Annotated in this window: 12 protein-coding genes and 4 pseudogenes; 10 read left to right on the top strand and 6 right to left on the bottom strand. The window is 41.9% G+C overall.

Features of this window, described 5'->3' with window-relative positions; translation table 11 throughout:
* Nucleotides 1-184: 184 nt before the first annotated feature.
* Together BJP34_RS17815 and BJP34_RS37090 are read right to left on the bottom strand one after the other, a co-directional pair.
* Nucleotides 185-1,441 (bottom strand): hypothetical protein, encoded by a 1,257-nt coding sequence (locus BJP34_RS17815; RefSeq protein ID WP_070393500.1) that lies wholly within the window; start codon nt 1,439-1,441, stop codon nt 185-187.
* Nucleotides 1,442-1,586: 145 nt separating this feature from the next.
* Nucleotides 1,587-2,426 (bottom strand): annotated as a pseudogene (locus BJP34_RS37090) (IS5 family transposase).
* 79 nt (nt 2,427-2,505) lie between these two features.
* Here BJP34_RS37090 and BJP34_RS37085 point away from each other — a divergent pair.
* Together BJP34_RS37085 and proX are read left to right on the top strand one after the other, a co-directional pair.
* Nucleotides 2,506-2,682: pseudogene (locus tag BJP34_RS37085) on the top strand (IS1 family transposase); the annotation flags it as partial.
* Nucleotides 2,683-3,037: 355 nt separating this feature from the next.
* Nucleotides 3,038-4,078, top strand: a complete 1,041-nt coding sequence (gene proX, locus BJP34_RS17800; RefSeq protein WP_070393497.1) for a glycine betaine/L-proline ABC transporter substrate-binding protein ProX — start codon at nt 3,038-3,040, stop codon at nt 4,076-4,078.
* A gap of 382 nt (nt 4,079-4,460) precedes the next feature.
* Here the strand turns inward: proX and proB are convergent, their stop codons facing one another.
* Nucleotides 4,461-5,576, bottom strand: a complete 1,116-nt coding sequence (proB, locus tag BJP34_RS17795; protein WP_070393496.1) for a glutamate 5-kinase — start codon at nt 5,574-5,576, stop codon at nt 4,461-4,463.
* 533 nt (nt 5,577-6,109) lie between these two features.
* Here proB and BJP34_RS17790 point away from each other — a divergent pair.
* Nucleotides 6,110-7,018, top strand: coding sequence for an MBL fold metallo-hydrolase (locus BJP34_RS17790; RefSeq protein ID WP_070393495.1), 909 nt, complete (start codon nt 6,110-6,112; stop codon nt 7,016-7,018).
* 1,077 nt (nt 7,019-8,095) lie between these two features.
* Here BJP34_RS17790 and BJP34_RS17785 read toward each other — a convergent pair.
* Nucleotides 8,096-8,929: a hypothetical protein gene (locus tag BJP34_RS17785; RefSeq protein ID WP_070393494.1), complete on the bottom strand. Its 834-nt coding sequence runs from the start codon at nt 8,927-8,929 to the stop codon at nt 8,096-8,098.
* Between the two features lie 884 nt (nt 8,930-9,813).
* On the opposite strand from BJP34_RS17785, the gene BJP34_RS17780 reads away from it, so the two are divergent.
* The 3 genes and pseudogenes from BJP34_RS17780 to BJP34_RS17770 all read left to right on the top strand — a co-directional run.
* Nucleotides 9,814-11,043, top strand: a complete 1,230-nt coding sequence (locus tag BJP34_RS17780) for an ABC transporter substrate-binding protein (protein ID WP_229424425.1) — start codon at nt 9,814-9,816, stop codon at nt 11,041-11,043.
* On the top strand, nt 11,040-11,921 hold the full coding sequence (locus BJP34_RS17775) for a carbohydrate ABC transporter permease (RefSeq protein WP_070393492.1): 882 nt from the start codon (nt 11,040-11,042) through the stop codon (nt 11,919-11,921). The genes BJP34_RS17780 and BJP34_RS17775 overlap by 4 nt, the downstream gene beginning before the upstream one ends.
* Nucleotides 11,921-12,613, top strand: a pseudogene (locus BJP34_RS17770) (carbohydrate ABC transporter permease); the annotation flags it as partial. The gene BJP34_RS17775 and the pseudogene BJP34_RS17770, both read left to right, overlap by 1 nt.
* Here BJP34_RS17770 and BJP34_RS17765 read toward each other — a convergent pair.
* Nucleotides 12,605-13,773, bottom strand: a pseudogene (locus BJP34_RS17765) (IS4 family transposase). The pseudogenes BJP34_RS17770 and BJP34_RS17765 overlap by 9 nt on opposite strands.
* A 139-nt stretch (nt 13,774-13,912) precedes the next feature.
* On the opposite strand from BJP34_RS17765, the gene BJP34_RS37080 reads away from it, so the two are divergent.
* Nucleotides 13,913-14,086 (top strand): hypothetical protein, encoded by a 174-nt coding sequence (locus tag BJP34_RS37080; RefSeq protein WP_418904150.1) that lies wholly within the window; start codon nt 13,913-13,915, stop codon nt 14,084-14,086.
* Nucleotides 14,087-14,257: 171 nt separating this feature from the next.
* On the opposite strand, the gene BJP34_RS43575 is transcribed toward BJP34_RS37080, so the two are convergent.
* Nucleotides 14,258-14,422: a hypothetical protein gene (locus tag BJP34_RS43575; RefSeq protein WP_158517277.1), complete on the bottom strand. Its 165-nt coding sequence runs from the start codon at nt 14,420-14,422 to the stop codon at nt 14,258-14,260.
* A gap of 112 nt (nt 14,423-14,534) precedes the next feature.
* Here BJP34_RS43575 and BJP34_RS17760 point away from each other — a divergent pair, with 112 nt between their 5' ends.
* The 3 genes from BJP34_RS17760 to BJP34_RS17750 all read left to right on the top strand — a co-directional run bounded on the left by BJP34_RS17760 (nt 14,535) and on the right by BJP34_RS17750 (nt 16,521).
* Nucleotides 14,535-14,948 (top strand): four helix bundle protein, encoded by a 414-nt coding sequence (locus BJP34_RS17760; protein ID WP_070393491.1) that lies wholly within the window; start codon nt 14,535-14,537, stop codon nt 14,946-14,948.
* Between the two features lie 142 nt (nt 14,949-15,090).
* Nucleotides 15,091-15,309, top strand: a complete 219-nt coding sequence (locus BJP34_RS17755; protein WP_070393490.1) for a hypothetical protein — start codon at nt 15,091-15,093, stop codon at nt 15,307-15,309.
* Between the two features lie 111 nt (nt 15,310-15,420).
* Nucleotides 15,421-16,521: an ABC transporter ATP-binding protein gene (locus BJP34_RS17750; RefSeq protein ID WP_070396737.1), complete on the top strand. Its 1,101-nt coding sequence runs from the start codon at nt 15,421-15,423 to the stop codon at nt 16,519-16,521.
* Nucleotides 16,522-16,977 lie beyond the last annotated feature (456 nt).

Genomic DNA, 16,977 nt, shown 5'->3' with positions numbered 1-16,977 from the left:
GGGCTTTAATCCTTGAAATATCTATTATTAGAGCTAAAGCTTTACTGCAAGCTTGAATTGTAACTATTCAACCGCATATGATATTAGAGGTGGGTTGGGAGAGGTTAGGAGTGGGTTGACTCCTGACACCGACCTAGTTATTTATTTATAACTGTTCAACCGGACATAATATAAGTTGTAATGTTCATTTACTTGATGAAAGTGTTTCAATAATAATCTCTTCTACACCCAAATTTCTTAACTTTTTTTCAACTTGCAAAACAACATTTGTTAGATTTACATAATGCCATACATATTGATTTTCTGTTAATTTGTACATTATTGAACTTCTTGTAGGAACTGATGCCAGAGCTTTGTTTGGTGCATCATCAAAATCAAACCACTTTTGCAGAATTAATTTGCCACTAAAACTAGGTAAGTTTTGTAATTTAACCCATGAAACATGACCTGCAATATTCCCAGTCATAATAGATATAAAATCGTATCTGCTTGGAAGTTGATTGATTGCTTTTCTCACATCAGTGTGTTTTAACAGATAATTGTTTCCTGGTTTAGTAAAATCTAAAACAATGGATAGAGCATTTCCTAAATAATTTTCTGGTATGCCAAGGTTTCTCCCTCTTATATTACAAATAAATGCATATTGTTTGAGAGGAACAACTGACAAAAATTGAAAGAAAGCATCATTTGTGCTGTAGACACTTTCATTTGACATATTTTGAATTTTCTTTTTAATTAAATCTAATTTTTCTTTGGTTAAAATACATTCCATATAACTCCAGTTATTCTTATTTCGCAAAAAAATAGGCAAGGATTGAACAATCGGGAATATTGACATTAAAAGTTTATCTTTCCATGATATTTTTTTCAAACTTGCAGCAATATAATTATCCATTTTGTTAAAATCTATTGTAAATAATGGTTCAGATTTAGCAACATATTCTGGGTCTTCGTATGCTTGAGAAAGATATTCTAATAATTTAAAATATGTTGCACCATCTGCTATGATATGATTAACCAGCAGAGTTATGCCATAATAATTGTGATTATGATTCAAAATTACATATACTAATGGAGTATCTTTATTAAGAGCATCCACACATTTTTTGGGAATATTGAATTGATTTTTTACATAAGTTTTTGTATCTAAGAAATTATCAATATTTATTTCCTGTTCCCCTAGATCAATATCAATAAAACCAATACCAGATTTTTGTGGGTTACATACAACTTTTAATGGAGAGAACAATTCCTTGACCAATCTACCTCCCAAAATTGGTACACTATCTACTATTTGTTGAATGGCTACTTTTAATCTTAGATGATTAATTGGATGTTTATACCAACTTATTAAACCAATATAGGGGACATTTAGCATTTGACTATCCAATTTAGAAACTTGATATTCTTGATGTACATTGCTATTTTTAATGAATTCCATTGTTTTTACCTTTCAGATTTATTTATAATGAATGAGTTGAGATCCTGATAACTCAATAGATATATTAACTCATATCTTATCATATTTAAGACTACCAAAAATTTTTTAAGGATTCAGGTCTAAGAGCTGATTTATAAAGTGGATATTAGGAGGTGAGACGGCTGAGCAGAAGTCGTACCATAGCGCCATAAATCATGGCCTCACTGACTTCAGGCAGGAGTTCATAATCTTTGCTCAGACGACGAAGCGCGTCCTAACCAACCAAAGGTACGTTCTACTACCCAGCGTCGCGGGTTAACCTTAAATTCAGATTCCGTACGCTTAACGTTTCTCTTCCTCAGCACCGCAAAGGTTGGCTACAACACCAGCTTGCGCGTTGGCCACTATAGCCCTGGTCAACCCAAATTAATTGCAAACTAGAACAGTCAAAACTTTCTTCCATCAATGCGGCCCCAGCTCCGACTCGATCTTGACCGTTGGCTTGCTGTGACTACCACACTTAACAGCAATCGATGGGTATCTACAATGATATGACGCTTACGTCCCTTGACTAACTTACCTCCATCGAAGCCATACACTTCCCCCTTTTTTCCGTCGTTTTTAGCGATGCAGCGCGGTCTTGGGGGTTTCCCCCATGAGCGACTGCATCAAGACACCGACTGGCTATCAGCAATTGCTGCACGCTTGTTGAGGGTTTCTATTCACTTGTTGACGACATGAATCCCGCAGGTAATGATTCATCATCTGCCACACTCCAGTTTTCTGCCAACGACGAAAGTAAAAGTACACTGTTGAGTAGGGAGGTAAGTCATGAGGGAGCATCTCCCAAGAACATCCAGTGCGTAGAACGGGCAAAAATACCATTGACAACTTCACGTACATTGACAGTACGAGGACGTCCTCCAGTTTTGGCTGGTGGAATAAAGGCTTCAATGAGCTGCCACTGTGCATCTGTGATATCACTTTTATAGGCTTTTCTAGTCATGGTGTGAGATGTAGGCAACATCAACGTATGATATCGGCACTATTGCTATGTACTTCCTCTATTTAGATTTACTTTATAAATCAGCTCTAAAACAGCCATGACGAGAGTAGAAGGAGAAAACTGCCGTCATTGACACTACTTAGCTAGGTTACATCGTAAAACTTTATGCTACTCCAAGTCAATTGATATGTTATGCAAGTCAATTCGCTTGCTGCTCTATTATTTGAAACATCGGCAAATTCCTCAATTCTCCTAATCATTCGTCACTGTGCAACGCCTAATCCTGATATTGAATTAAAAGAGGGCGTTGCTGATTCTGGGTATGGTTTCGCCCCCCTAGCCCCCCAATTCTGGGCTTTAATAAAACCAGATGATCGCGCATTCATTCCTTAATTCAGCAACCCCGTAGAGTGGGCATCCTGCCCGCTGCGCGAATCAATAGCAGTAGAGTGGGCATCCTGCCCGCCCGAAAATGAAACAGGCATTTTGCCCATTCCACCAAGATGCCCATTTCACCCTATGGTCAGTAGTCGGGATTGCGCCTTACGAGAATTTCAGGCAAAATCTAGCTGTAACATCCCGATAGCACTTGATCGAATAGAATCCAAGAAATGACCATCAGGAAAATTAATAAATTTATTTGTGCTATCTTAGCAGCAGCTTTATGCCTAAGTTTAATCGCCTGTGGAGCACAGACCCCAAATGGCAGTCAATCCACAGCAGGTAAAACAGTAAAGGTCAGTTCTGCATCCTCCGTTTCCACCTATGCCTTATTTGTTTCCGAAATCATCAATATTGCTTTGGAAAAAGTTGGTTATAAACCTGCAGAAATAAAACAACTTAGTATTCCCCTGGCACACATTTCTGTCAGGAATGGAGACGTAGATTTCTACAGTGTTCATTGGCAAAATATACACAAAAAATTCTTTTTAGAAAACGGTGGTGACCAAAAATTAGAAAAAGTGGGGGTAATTATTGCTGATGCTTTGCAAAGCTATCAGATTGATAAAAAAACTGCTGACCAATACAAAATTACTAATTTGGAACAACTAAAAGACCCCAAGATTGCCAAACTTTTTGACTCTGATGGGGATGGCAAAGCCAACTTAACTGGTTGTAATCCAGGTTGGGGGTGTGAGTTAGTAATTGAACATCAGCTCGATGCTTACAAGTTGCGCGATACCGTTGAACATGACCAAGGCAACTATGATGTTCTCTTGGCAGCCACATTGGGTCGCTATAAACAAGGACAACCGATTTTCTTTTATAGCTATAGTCCCCACTGGTCAGTGACAGTATTAAAGCCAGGAGAAGATACCATTAGATTAGAGGTTCCTTTTCTTTCTCTACCTAAAGAACAGGAAAATATAACAAAAAAAGATACTACTGTTGACGGAAAAAATTTAGGTGTTGGTGTCGATCAAGTTCGCGTGATGGCAAACAAGAAATTTTTAGCAGCCAATCCAGCTGCCAAACGCCTGTTTGAGTTGATGACGATTCCTATTGAGGATGTGAATGCTCAACAAAAACTCGTACAAGATGGTGAAAGTAGCCCAAAAGATATTCGCCGCCATGCCGAAGAATGGATAAAGAACAATCAGGAAATCTTTGATAGTTGGGTAGAATCAGCCAAAGAGGCAGCCACGAATTAAAATTATCTTCAAAGGGTATATAGCGGTTTTCAATTGAGTGAGGTTTTTAGGGAACAGGGAACAGGGAACAGGGAATAGGGACTCGAACTATTAAATTCTCCCGTTTGCGCAGGCTAAGGAAGGTTGATTTTAAGCACCGATCTAGTAGCGTGGCCAACGGCCAATGGCTGTTCGCGCAGCGTGCGCGTAGCGCATATGTTTACGAAACCATGATTTTCTTGATTGATCACAATCTTGAGAGACATACAGTATAGCGGTTTCTAACCTAATCAGGTACAGAGTATTTTTTCCCTGTTGCCTGTTGCCTGTTGCCTGTTCCCTGTTCCCTACTGCCTACTGCCTACTGCCTACTGCCTACTGCCTACTGCCTACTCCCTACTCCCTAATTCATCAGTACCAAATTATCCCGATGAACCACAGTTTCTGCCCCCTTGTAACCCAAAATAGTCAGGATTTGTTCGGATTTATGCCCTCGAATCTTATGTAATTCATTACTGTTGTAGTTCACCAGTCCCCTAGCAATTTCCGTACCATTGCTATCACATAGCTCTACGGCATCTGATGAACGAAAATCCCCCTCTATAGCAGTAATGCCAGCTGCTAATAGAGATTTGCCCCCATCAGAAATTGCCTTTACCGCTCCATTATCAAGATAGAGTTTCCCTACGGGGACTAAACTATAAGCAATCCAGTGCTTGCGGGCTTTATTGGTTTGAGCTTGGGGGGCAAACTGGGTGCCCAGGGATTCTCCCTGTAAAATTCTTTCAATGTTATCTGGACGTCGTCCTTCAGTGATTACAGTTCTGACCCCAGCATTGGTAGCAATTCGGGCAGCAGCAACTTTGGTTACCATCCCACCAGTGCCCCAACCAGAGCCTGAGTCATCAGCTTGTACCTCTAGTTCAGCTAATTCCTCAATGCTGTTGATTGAAATAATTGGTTCAGCATCCGGTACCTTACGGGGGTCTGCTGAGTAAAGTCTATCCACATCAGTTAGTAAAAACAACCAATCGGATTCAATCAAACTAGCTACTAGGGCGCTAAGGGTATCGTTATCACCAAATTTAAGTTCATCTACAGCTACAGTATCATTTTCATTCACCACTGGGATCACCCCCAGCTGAAGTAGTTCCCGAAAGGTAGCATAGGCATTAACATAGCAACTACGCTGTACAAAATCTCGACGGCTGAGGAGAATCTGAGCAATAGGTTGGTTGAGGTTGTTAAATAAGTCATCATATATCCGCATCAGCCGTCCTTGACCCACCGCTGCGATCGCTTGTTTGAGAGGGAGTGTATTCGGTCGTGATGTTAACCCCAGTCGCCCACAGCCAATCCCCACAGCGCCAGAGGTAACCAGTACCACTTGATGACCTTCAGAACGCAGCCGCGTCACGGTTTCGACAAGGGCAGCAATGGTAGATAAGGCCAACTGACCTGTTGCTGGTTGAGTTAAACTAGATGTGCCGACTTTGACAACTATCTTTTGATTGGTCATTGGTCTTTACTCTGGTTTCTGTTGATCATACCTCCGAGGGGGAATCAATGTCAGGGGTAGTCTTCCTCTGGTACTACTGCCAAGTATGTGACCAAAATCACAGGATTTGGTTGTGTAACTTACACGACATTAAGGTGAATATTGCTACGCTTTTGGGAATCTTAGGAATAAGAAGTACTTGCTAGCAGCCATAATAGTTCCAGATTGATGAACTATACTGGTAAACTTGAGCTACTTTGTATAATCGACACACCCTACAACAACAGAGGAATTCAGTCAGCTAATCACCTCTAACCAGTAACAATCCAGCTGAGATCCTTGGTGATTTTTAGTGTGACTCTTGTGCTAAGGTGTGCTGTGCAAAGTGCTTGAATTCTAGCTAGAAAAGGTAAGGGGAAATAGGAGTTCGGCTAAGGGTACTTGACTATTCTAGCTTTACCGCAAGCCCCTTCCTGGATTACCATACACTGACACCCTCTTCGTCAGAAAACCCTCACTGATGAACTAACTGCAAAAGCCTGCAAGGAAAAATTATGTCTAATACCCACAACTTATTCACTATTCGTTTTTGGGGCGTCAGAGGTAGTATTGCCTGTCCAGGACCAGAAACAGTTCGGTATGGAGGCAACACACCTTGTATAGAGATGCGAGTTGGTAGTGAGCGTCTAATTTTTGATGGTGGTACAGGGTTGCGAGTTTTGGGACAGTCCCTACTCAAGGAGATGCCAGTAGAAGCTCATCTATTTTTTACCCACTCCCATTGGGACCATATTCAGGGTTTTCCTTTCTTTACCCCTGCCTTTATTAAAAGGAATTGTTTTCATATTTATGGCACCCGTGCTCCTAACGGTGCCACCATCGAGAATCGTCTAACTGATCAGATGACCCACCCAAATTTTCCGGTTCCCTTGCAAATTATGCAATCAAAAAAGGAGTTCCATGACCTTGAGATTGGAGAAACAGTCAACATTGGTGAGATTACGGTAGAAAATGCACCCTTGAACCATCCAGGTGAAGCCGTTGGCTATCGAGTTAACTGGCGAGGCTATTCAGCTGCTTACATCACTGACACAGAACATCTCGAAAAGGGTTTCGATAAAAATGTCCTGCAGCTGGCTCATAATGCGGACGTGATGATTTACGATGCTGCCTACACCGATGAAGAATACTACTCTGAAATATCGAGCAAAATGGGTTGGGGACATTCTACCTGGCAGGAAGCTATCAAAGTTGCTCGAGCTGCTAATGCCAAAAAATTAGTCATTTTCCATCATGATCCCCTGCATAATGATGATTTTTTGGACCATATCGGAGAACAGGCTGTTAAGGAGTTTTCTAATACGGTTATGGCGCGGGAAGGTCTGGCAATTGAGCTAGTGGAATCCTCTAGGTCACATCTGCTTGAGCTTAAGGATGGTAAAATGCCTCTGAGCAAAGTTTAATATAGTAATTATCAATGGGGTGAGGTACAAAATGCTGGGTTTTAGGGAGCAGGGAGCAGGGAGTAGGGAGTAGGGGTAAATAAATTGAATTTACCTCATAAGCATGAACAACAGTATGATCAACGCTATATCTAAAAATAAAATTGCCAATTACTAATTAACAATTAACTGTCATAAAATAACTGACTTGAAAAGTGATTAACTGTAATTAACATCACATGCTTCTTATAGTCATAGGCGGTCTTTTTAACAAAACTCGCGGAATTCCCCACCGTCTTTCACGGTGGGGATGGATAGCGAGACGAGGACTTGTTGCGAATCGTGTTAGAATAAATTTGGTTGATGACCCACCTGACTGACTAAAAGGCTACCTTCAAGGTGTAAAAGTACGCTTCAGAGCTCAGGGTTTGAAGTTACCGTAAGTAGAGTGGAGCCTTAATCATAAAGATTTAACCTTTTTATGCATAGCCGACCAACCATAAAGGCTCCACTCTACTAAGGTTTCGTCTTCGGGAAGAGACTTGCCCCGGCTGGTTAGCCATAGAGCTGTAATTCCATGGTAAGTCTGTCGTAAAAGTTATACGTCCTTAGAAGGCGGATGTCTGCCTGTGGACGCTGAGTAAGACCAATTCCAGCAGGCGCGCGCCTCCTAGGTCGGGTTCCCCGGCCTAGGGTCGCTCCTCTGGTTGAGGCATCGGGGACGCGCGCGGGAAACCTCAAAGACAAATAAGACCGTCCCTGATTTGAGTTGAGAATTGGAAGCCCCAACCTCAGCGTTCGCGTAGCGTGACCAAAGGTCAAGCAGGTTGGGGTACTTCACAGTAAAGACCGCCTATAAAGTTCTGCTGATCCCTTGTTAGCCATCAGCCATCAGCCTATGCGCTACGCGCACCCTGCTTGAGGTGCCGTCAGTGGTCAGCCGTCAGTGGTCAGCCGTCAGCTTCTTTTATTAAAAAGCTGTTTCCGTAGCTTGGCCAATAGCTGATACCAAATAGCTGATACCAAATAGCTGATACCAAATAGCTGATACCAAATAGCTGAATGCTGAATGCTGAATGCTGAATGCTTACTTATTTTCTAGGCTGCCACTTGAGCTTGGTCAGATACTTGGGGTGCTGCTTTTAGAGATGTTTGGACAGATTCTAACTGAGCCGATAGGTTTTGGATTTGACTTTGGAGTGCTTCAACTAGCACAAGTTCTTTGGCCAGAACTTGAGGATTTCTGATGCTTGTGGATTGTTCAGAAGCAGAAGAAGTATTCTTGATGCCATCGCGAATGGGGGTTCCCCCCTGTGGCCGACTGCATCCCTTGGTGTAGCCTAAGAAAGTTTGAGCAGAGGCAAACTGATAGATTCCAGCTTTTACCTTACTCTGTTGCCATGACATCCCTAGGTTTTCAAGCACTGGTTCCTCGGTAATTACTAACGGTTCCATAACTGTTATCGGTTTCTCCATGACCACGGTCCCAGAAACCTCCTTTGCCATCGGTACGCTGGCAGCCTCAGCAAATTTTACTTCTTCATAAGCGACTACATTATCTAGCTTCTGTTGCTTCTGTGTGTTCAGCTCAGATGTTGAAACTTGTAGTTGTTGAATTAACTTTTCCTTTTCCTGAAGAGCTTTCTCGATAGTGTCTAACTCAGACTCAATGGTAGCTGACTTCAGGGAAGAGTCGTGCCACCCAGCTAAAGTAGCATTAGAGATACCTACTCCCAAACTGATTAACATCGCTAGTCCCAAGTAAGGAGCTGCCGCATCCTTGACCTTACCATGGAAAAATAGTTCATCTTGGATGCGGATGGTGAGGGACTCTTCACCAAATATGGCTACAGGTAAGGTGAAGACACAAAAGAGTGTAGTGGAAATGAATACTGGTGCTAAGATTAATTTGTGGATTGTAGAGCCGTTCACAATTACTCCCTTAGGATAGCTACTTAAAACTCAATGATTAGTACCGTCAGCAGTCAGCAGTCAGCAGTCAGCAGTCAGCAGTCAGCTTCAAATAAACCTCTAAGGAGAGAATTTAAGAGTTCGAGATTAATGAAAATTGAAAGTCTGGGTAAAATACCATAAGCTGAGATAACACAGATTAAACCAATGCTTACCTCTTGTCAGCCATGCAAAGCGCGAGTGGGGGAAACCCCCGCAGGTCGGCGCTGCATCGCTTATTCAAAAGCTGATAACTGATAACTGATAACTGATAGCTGATAGCCAAATTAAAAATGCCAACTTAAAAACGCTGATCATGTCAGCTTTTCGTTGGTTTTGAACGGTAGCTTTATTGCCAGCGTTTTGTCCTAGTTTGAACCTCAGGGGTTTGCGATCGCATTTGCGTTATGTGAGCGATTGGGTATACCTCATGTTTGATTTAAGTCGAATCCTAGGGCAACTCCATAACTTTCCTTAACTTTTAGTTATCGACTGCTCTTGGTGAGATCGGTAGATTATTTGTGTACGGAGCAAAAAGCAGGAAAATACCTGCTACGGGACCTGTAATTTTACCTAGCCATTGAGTTCACGACCAGTACTAGAACTTCTTTAAGGTAAGCATTTAATCATGAACCAATCTACATTCGACAAATCTTTCCTGACACCAATCGTGTTATCAACAATTATCTTTGCTCTTCTGAGCTTGCCCATAGTTTTGCTCGGAGCAAAGCCGATCTGTATGAATCTCCTACAGAGTCGGATAGTTGATGGTAAACTGATAAATTCTGCGACGCGCTGATTAAGGTTTCACGAAACTGCTAAGACCTGTCATAATCCTGATTCTTTTGGGAATCCTGATTCCCAGTGTGCTCCTGTCCCAGTTTTGGGCATTACCAGCACTGACCCAGCACCCTGTTAAACTCACCCTATTGATGGGAGCGGGGGAATTTTCTGATTGGCAGGAACTACTGGTTAAGAATTTTGAGCTAGAGAATCCAGATATTCAAATCGAACTGATCGAAGGACCATTAAACTCTGACTTAACAGAAGACCTCTATACCTCTGCTTTCATCTTAGGAGACTCACCCTATGACCTGATTAACATGGACGTGATTTGGGCTCCTAAATTTGCTGCTGCAGGGTGGTTACTAGACCTATCAGACCGGGTTAGTAAGGAGTATTTAAAGGAATTTCTGGATAAAGCAGTTGATTCAGGACGCTACCAGAGGAAACTATACCGCATACCATTCCGTTCCGATGGTGGTATGCTCTACTATCGTCAGGATTTGCTAGAGCAAGCTGGATTCCAAGCCCCAAAAACCTTTGAGCAGTTGGTCACCATTTCCCAACAATTGCAGGCAAATGATGACTCCAAATGGGGCTATCTTTGGCAAGGTCGTCAATATGAAGGCTTGTCAGCCATGTTTGTGGAGATACTTGCAGGCTTTGGTGGTTTCTGGGTTGATCCAGAAACCTTGGACGTGGGTTTGGATCAACCGGAAGCGATTAAAGCTGTGGAGTTTCTGCGCAGCACCATCAAACAAGGAATTTCACCCCCTGGTGTCACTACCTATCAGGAAGAAGAAACACGACTGTTGTTTCAAAATGGGGATGCGGTATTTCTGAGGAATTGGCCCTATGTTTGGTCATTGGCAAATCAAGAGGGTTCAAAGGTGAAAGGCAAGATTGGCATTAGCCCTATGGTTCATGGTCCTAGTGGCAAAGCTGGTGCTTGCTTAGGAGGTTGGGGTTTGGGAATTGCTAAATCTTCCAAACATCCTGAGGAAGCCTGGAGGGCTATTGAGTATTTCACCAGTGAGAAAGCCCAGCGTCGGTATACTCTGGAAACTGGCTATCTGCCAACCCGACGGAAGCTGTTTGCAGACCCAGACATTGTTGCGAAATATCCCCACTATCCAAAATTGCTAGAGGTGTTAGAGGGGGCTGTCTTGCGTCCACCAGTTGCCCAATATTCCCAGGTATCTGATATTTTACAACGGTACCTCAACGCTGTACTAACTAATCCCAAACTTAGTCCTGAAAAAATGATGAAAGCAGCAGCTGATGAAACCCGTAGGCTGTTGTCGGTAGAATGAAAACTGATCCGATAGCAGCACAGGAGCAAAGGACAGGGTGGCTGTTAGTAACACCAGCATTGTTACTACTGCTGCTAGTCTATGGCTATCCTATTTTGCGTTCGTTCTGGTTAAGTTTGTTCACTAATAACCTAGGGACACAGCTACAACCAGTCTTTTCTGGTCTGAATAATTATGGGCGAATGATGGGGGATGGTCGCTTCTGGCACAGTCTCTGGAATACTGTGATTTTCACTTCAGTATCTGTTGCTCTGGAACTGGTGTTAGGAATTGCGATCGCATTAATTTTAAATCAAACCTTTAAAGGACGGGGTATTGTGCGCACCATCGCCATCCTGCCTTGGGCCTTGCCAACTGCTTTGATTGGTCTAGTCTGGGCTTGGATGTTTAATGACCAGTTTGGGGTTTGGAATGATATCTTAGTGCGTCTAGGTATTATTCAAGAGGGAATCAACTGGCTAGGATACCCGACAACAGCGATGATGGCAGTGATTGCGGCAGACGTTTGGAAAACGACACCCTTCATCAGCATTTTGCTCCTAGCTGGCTTGCAGTCTATTCCCCAAGACCTATACGAAGCCTATGCTCTAGACGGTGCTACACCCTGGCAAAGTTTCAAGCAAATTACTCTACCGCTATTGATGCCCCAAATCCTAATTTCCTTACTGTTCCGCTTTGCCCAAGCTTTCGGAGTCTTCGACCTGATCAAAGTGATGACTGGAGGTGCTCCGGGAGGAGCTACAGAAGTTGTATCTCTCTACATCTATACCACTGTCATGGATTATCTAGACTTTGGTTATGGTGCTGCCCTTGTGGTAGTAACCTTTTTGATACTGGTAACCACGGTCATAATTATAGCGCTAGGCTTACGGGACTAATGACTACTATTCCTAACTCATCATCCCCTCAACCAAAAACAAAACAAATTAACCAAATTAACATTATTAAACCAATCATCCTGCCTTTAGGAATCATCTTACTGGTCATTTTCTGCCTAGCACCACTCCTCTGGCAATTCCTCACCTCCCTCAAAGTTAACCAAGATATCTCTTCCCTTCCTAATATTTATTTCCCTAGGCGGTATACACTTGACCACTATATAAATTTATTTACCCTGCGTCCCCTAGTTCACTATATTTTCAACAGCGCCTTTGTATCAATTACTTCTACACTATTGTGTTTAGGGATAGGAACTCCCGCTGCTTACGCCTTAGCACGGTTAACCCTAAGAGGAGAAAAAATCATCATTGCCGGGATTATAATTATTACCTTATTTCCCTTTATTTTGATTTTCCTAGGACTCCTGGAACTTATCCAAATTCTTAAACTAGGAAATAATTATATAAGCCTGATTGTTTCCTATACAGCTATCAATCTTCCTCTCACCGTATTAGTGATGCGCAGCTTTTTTAAACAGCTACCGCGAGAGCTAGAAGATGCTGCTAAAGTAGATGGTTATAACACCTGGCAAATGCTAATCCAAATTCTGTTACCCCTAACGGTTCCAGCTTTAGTAACCACAGGAATACTTACCTTTATTTTTGCTTGGAATGAATTTATTTTAGCCCTGGGGGGGCGACATGAGAGCTAAAAAGTAGACTGTATAAGCTTCATAGCTCTCATACCTCGTAAATAATTATCGAGCTTATGACGACTTAAACGCATCAAAGCATAAACTAATTCCCAACATTTATCCATAAAATGAATCCATTTTTGAGCATACATTCCAATATAAAAACTGCTATGTCTTTTAGTTAATCGCCCATATTCTTTGACTCTCGCTACATAGTCCTGAACTCCTTTTTTATTAATTATTTCTCCTTTAATTGTGGCAATAAAGTAAGCAAAAGAGATTATAATAAGTAAAGATATAAAGCGTTTACCGACAACATTACTGCCTTCCATATTATATCCACCGCTTTTATAATCTCGGAACATTTCCTCAATATCAAAACGTTTTTTATAAGCTGATATTGCCTCAGACAATTCGCTCATATTTGTTAGGATAAACCAACCTTCTTGGCTTACTGACTTTCGATAACTTTTCTTCCATTTACAGGCAATACTAAATCCTGATACTTGTTTAGTTTTTGTGACTTTAACCTTTTCAAAAAATAACGAAATTCCTGGTTTTAATCCCGAGTTTTTCAGGGAAATCCACCCCTGATTTTTTAATTCAATTTGCTCATTTTTTTTAAGTCTTAAACAAAACTTAAACCCTTGTTTGTCTAGCCATTCAGCCAATTTAACTGAACAAAACTCTCGGTCTCCCAAAATAACAACATGATAGCTATCAAATAGCCCTATAATAGTTGATAGTATTTGTTTTTGCTCTAAAAAATTACTTGAACCAAGTTTTGAAAGAAGTTCAAAATAAATTGGGATTGCTCGGTTTTTATAAATTATACTAACCACCAATAAATTTTTGTTATTCCAATTAGTCCTATCGATGGCTAAATAGATTTTTTTGTGTTTATCAAATTTTTGAGTGAGCCATTCTCTAACAAGTGGAAACCACATTTTTTTTATTTGAAATATTGGTAATGAAAAAAATCTCTGTAACTTTTTACGCCTTGAGTTACATTTAATAGGCAAAGGTAAAGATTCAGCAATTTTTTCGAGTTTAACATCCTTGATATCTTGTACAATGATTACTACAAGGTAAAAAAACAATAATTGAGATTCGGAAAGGAGATTTTTTAAATGTTTTTGATATAATTCTGGTAGCATTTTGAATTGATAGGTCGTCTTGACAATTTCTGACCTATCTTTTTTTACCATAATTCGCTCAATTTAATATATATCAAGGGTTACGGGGCGCTTGTCGCCCCCCCAGATTTTAGCCCTAACTTTCATTAGCCAAGAATCTATGAAAACTTTGCCCGTTGCTGCGGCTCAGTTAAGTGGTTCTCTGGGAAAAGAAATTCCCTACGGTTCCATTGCGGCTATGACAGTTATAGGAACATTTCCCCTAGTGGTATTAGTAATGTTTTTCCAAGGTAAAATTGTCCAAGGTTTAACATCGGGAGCAGTTAAGGGTTAACTATTTGGGGTTGAAGGTTGGAAGGTTGAAGGTTGAACGCGATTGCGTGGCCAATAGGCCAAGGTTTGGAGGGTTGAAGGTTGAACGCGATTGCGTGGCCAATAGGCCAAGGTTTGGAGGGTTGAAGGTTGAAGGTTGGAGGTTAGAGGTTGAAGGTTGAAGGTTTAAAGTTTAAGGTTTAAGGGGTGGATGGGTGGAGGGTTCGAGGGTTCGAGGGTTGGAGGTTTGGAGGTTGTTCGCCCTTAGGGTTCTTTGTAGGGTAGGTTTTAATACCAAGTTGGGGTCAAACCTACAACTTTCTCTTCCGCCAATCTCCCCATCTCCCCATCTCCCCATCTCCCTATCTCCCTATCTCCCTATCTCCCTATCCAAGCAATCTACTCTCTTTGAATGCAACTCGGTATAAGATTGAATTTTTTAAGATTGAATCTTTTGAGTTTGGAAGAGTATGGGAACTATAAAACGATTTGAAGAAATTGAGGGATGGCAGACAGCACGGGAGTTAACAAGGTTGGTTTACGCACTGTCAAAGGAGGGAGAGTTTTCCCGTGATTTTGGTTTGTGTAACCAGATGCGTCGTGCAGCGGTTTCGATTATGTCAAATATTGCTGAGGGTTTTGAGAGTCGGACACAACGTCTTTTTATTGAGTTCTTAGGTCGAGCTAGAGGCTCTGCGGGTGAACTAAGTTCCCAAGCCTATGTTGCTCTTGATGCTGGTTACATTCATCAATCTCAGTTTACACAACTATTTGATCTATGCCAGAAGTGCAGCCGACAAATTACAGGATTCATGGCATATCTGAAAACCTACCCTGATCAAAACCGACTCCGCGAGGACGAAGGAGATTATCGTATTGATTGACAGTTTTGAAACTTGACTCCCCTAAGATCGTTTCTATTTGCATCTGAATTGTAAACATTGATGGGTAGATGGAAGGAGAGTAGAATTTTCCCGCGAATTTTGCCTAATTGCAAAAGCCATCTAGCGCGGTCTTGGGGAGGTAATGCCGTATTGGGGAAGTAATGCGATCGCGCTTTTGCCCACACACTTCCAAAACCATCAGCCACTGCATCAAGACAGTGAGTTCCACGCTCGACTTTTAACCTCCCAACCTTCAACCTTCAAGCAGCTAACCTTCAAGCAGCTAACCTTCAACCTCTCAACCTTCAACCTTCAACCAGCTAACCTTCAACCTTCAACCTCCCAACCTTCAACCAGCTAACCTTCAACCTTCAACCAGCTAACCTTCAACCTCCCAACCTTGGCCTATTGGCCACGCGTGCGCGTTCAACCTTCAACCTCCCAACCTTCAACCTCCAAACCTCCAGATAGTATGGCTAAACTAGAGCTACATAATATTAATAAAATCTATAAGACTAACAAGGGTAATGTAATCCCAGTTAAAGACATTAGCTTAGAAGTCGATGAAGGAGAATTTCTGACCTTACTTGGGCCATCGGGATGTGGTAAATCTACGATGCTGCGACTAATTGCTGGGTTAGAGCAACCCACCCATGGCAAAGTAGTTATCAATGGACGGGATGTTACTGATGTCAGACCAGGCGATCGCAATATCGCTATGGTTTTCCAAAGCTATGCTCTCTATCCTCATATGACCGTATTTGACAATATGGCAGCTAGTCTGAAACTCCATAAGGTTCCTTCTGAGCAAATTCGGAGCCTGGTGCAGGAGGTAGCGAATAAACTGGGATTGGAAAATTTGATGGAGCGCAAGCCTAGTCAGCTATCTGGTGGTCAGCGCCAGCGGGTGGCTCTGGGCAGGGCATTGGTGCGCCAACCGGCTGTATTTTTGTTGGACGAACCTCTGAGTAACTTGGATGCTTTGCTGCGAGAGCAAGTTAGGGCGGATTTGAAGCAGCTATTTGTTGCTCAAAAGGCACCAGTGGTTTATGTGACTCATGACCAAACGGAAGCGATGACCCTCTCAACTAAGATTGCGGTGTTATCTGATGGTAAGCTGCAACAGCTAGATACACCCCAGGGCATTTACAACCACCCAGCAAATCAGTTTGTAGCTAGTTTTGTCGGTTCTCCCCAAATGAACTTACTGACACTTCACTGTCAGGGTAATTATGCCCTCTTGGGTGAGGTCAAAATTCCTTTGCCGAATTTGCCTCAAGTTCCGCCACAGATTGTTCTAGGTATCCGTCCAGAAGATGTAGCCCTAGCTCAACCTGAGGATAAATATAGGATTAAGGGTCGCATCTACCTGGTGGAAAATCTAGGCATGCATAATTTAATTAGTGTTAGGGTTAAGGGGTCAGACTCTCTCAGCATCCGGGCGTTATTACCTAATAATTTAACTTGGGAAACAGAAGAGGTTACTGTCGCCATACGAACCCAGTCGATTCACTGGTTTGATAGGGAAACATGGGTTCGCGTAGCGGCTCGGTACGAGCATCGCGTAACGTAAGCTATTAGCTATCAGCTATCAGCCATTGGCCACGCTACGCGAATGGCCAGGCTAAGCGAACAGCTTTCAGCTTTTGAATAAAACATCTAAGCTTCGTTTAATCTCTGTTACTTCAGCTGATGAGCTTTTCCCCAGACTTTCAATTCTCATTAATCTCGAACTATTAAATTTTACCGTTCGAGGTTTATTTGAAGCATTAGGCTGACAGCTGACAGCTGACGGCTGAATACTTACATGCTATTTTAGCAGAAACAATTAGTTGAAAATATTAAGAAATATGTAGAAAATGGAGCTCTGGCAAGGAGAGGGCAGCGACCAGAGGAGAGTAATGTAAATAATAATGTAAACAATGTTTATATTTTGACAGTTAAAACTAATTTTGATAAACTAAATAGGGTATAATTAGTGATGATTGTAATCAAGTTACAGTCACAGGAACTCGTAAATTATCTACAG

It is taken from the genome of Moorena producens PAL-8-15-08-1 (assembly GCF_001767235.1).
GTDB lineage: Bacteria > Cyanobacteriota > Cyanobacteriia > Cyanobacteriales > Coleofasciculaceae > Moorena > Moorena producens_A.
Note: the sequence above shows the minus strand (reverse complement) of the source record. Positions and strands in the feature narration are given on the sequence as shown.

Bases quoted from the DNA above. Each gene is read 5' to 3' on its own strand.
- BJP34_RS17815 (WP_070393500.1), bottom strand. From the start codon at position 1,441: ATGGAATTCATTAAAAATAGCAATGTACATCAAGAATATCAAGTTTCT.
- proX (WP_070393497.1), top strand. From the start codon at position 3,038: ATGACCATCAGGAAAATTAATAAATTTATTTGTGCTATCTTAGCAGCA.
- proB (WP_070393496.1), bottom strand. From the start codon at position 5,576: ATGACCAATCAAAAGATAGTTGTCAAAGTCGGCACATCTAGTTTAACT.
- BJP34_RS17790 (WP_070393495.1), top strand. From the start codon at position 6,110: ATGTCTAATACCCACAACTTATTCACTATTCGTTTTTGGGGCGTCAGA.
- BJP34_RS17775 (WP_070393492.1), top strand. From the start codon at position 11,040: ATGAAAACTGATCCGATAGCAGCACAGGAGCAAAGGACAGGGTGGCTG.
- BJP34_RS37080 (WP_418904150.1), top strand. From the start codon at position 13,913: ATGAAAACTTTGCCCGTTGCTGCGGCTCAGTTAAGTGGTTCTCTGGGA.
- BJP34_RS43575 (WP_158517277.1), bottom strand. From the start codon at position 14,422: ATGGGGAGATGGGGAGATGGGGAGATTGGCGGAAGAGAAAGTTGTAGG.
- BJP34_RS17760 (WP_070393491.1), top strand. From the start codon at position 14,535: ATGGGAACTATAAAACGATTTGAAGAAATTGAGGGATGGCAGACAGCA.
- BJP34_RS17755 (WP_070393490.1), top strand. From the start codon at position 15,091: ATGCCGTATTGGGGAAGTAATGCGATCGCGCTTTTGCCCACACACTTC.
- BJP34_RS17750 (WP_070396737.1), top strand. From the start codon at position 15,421: ATGGCTAAACTAGAGCTACATAATATTAATAAAATCTATAAGACTAAC.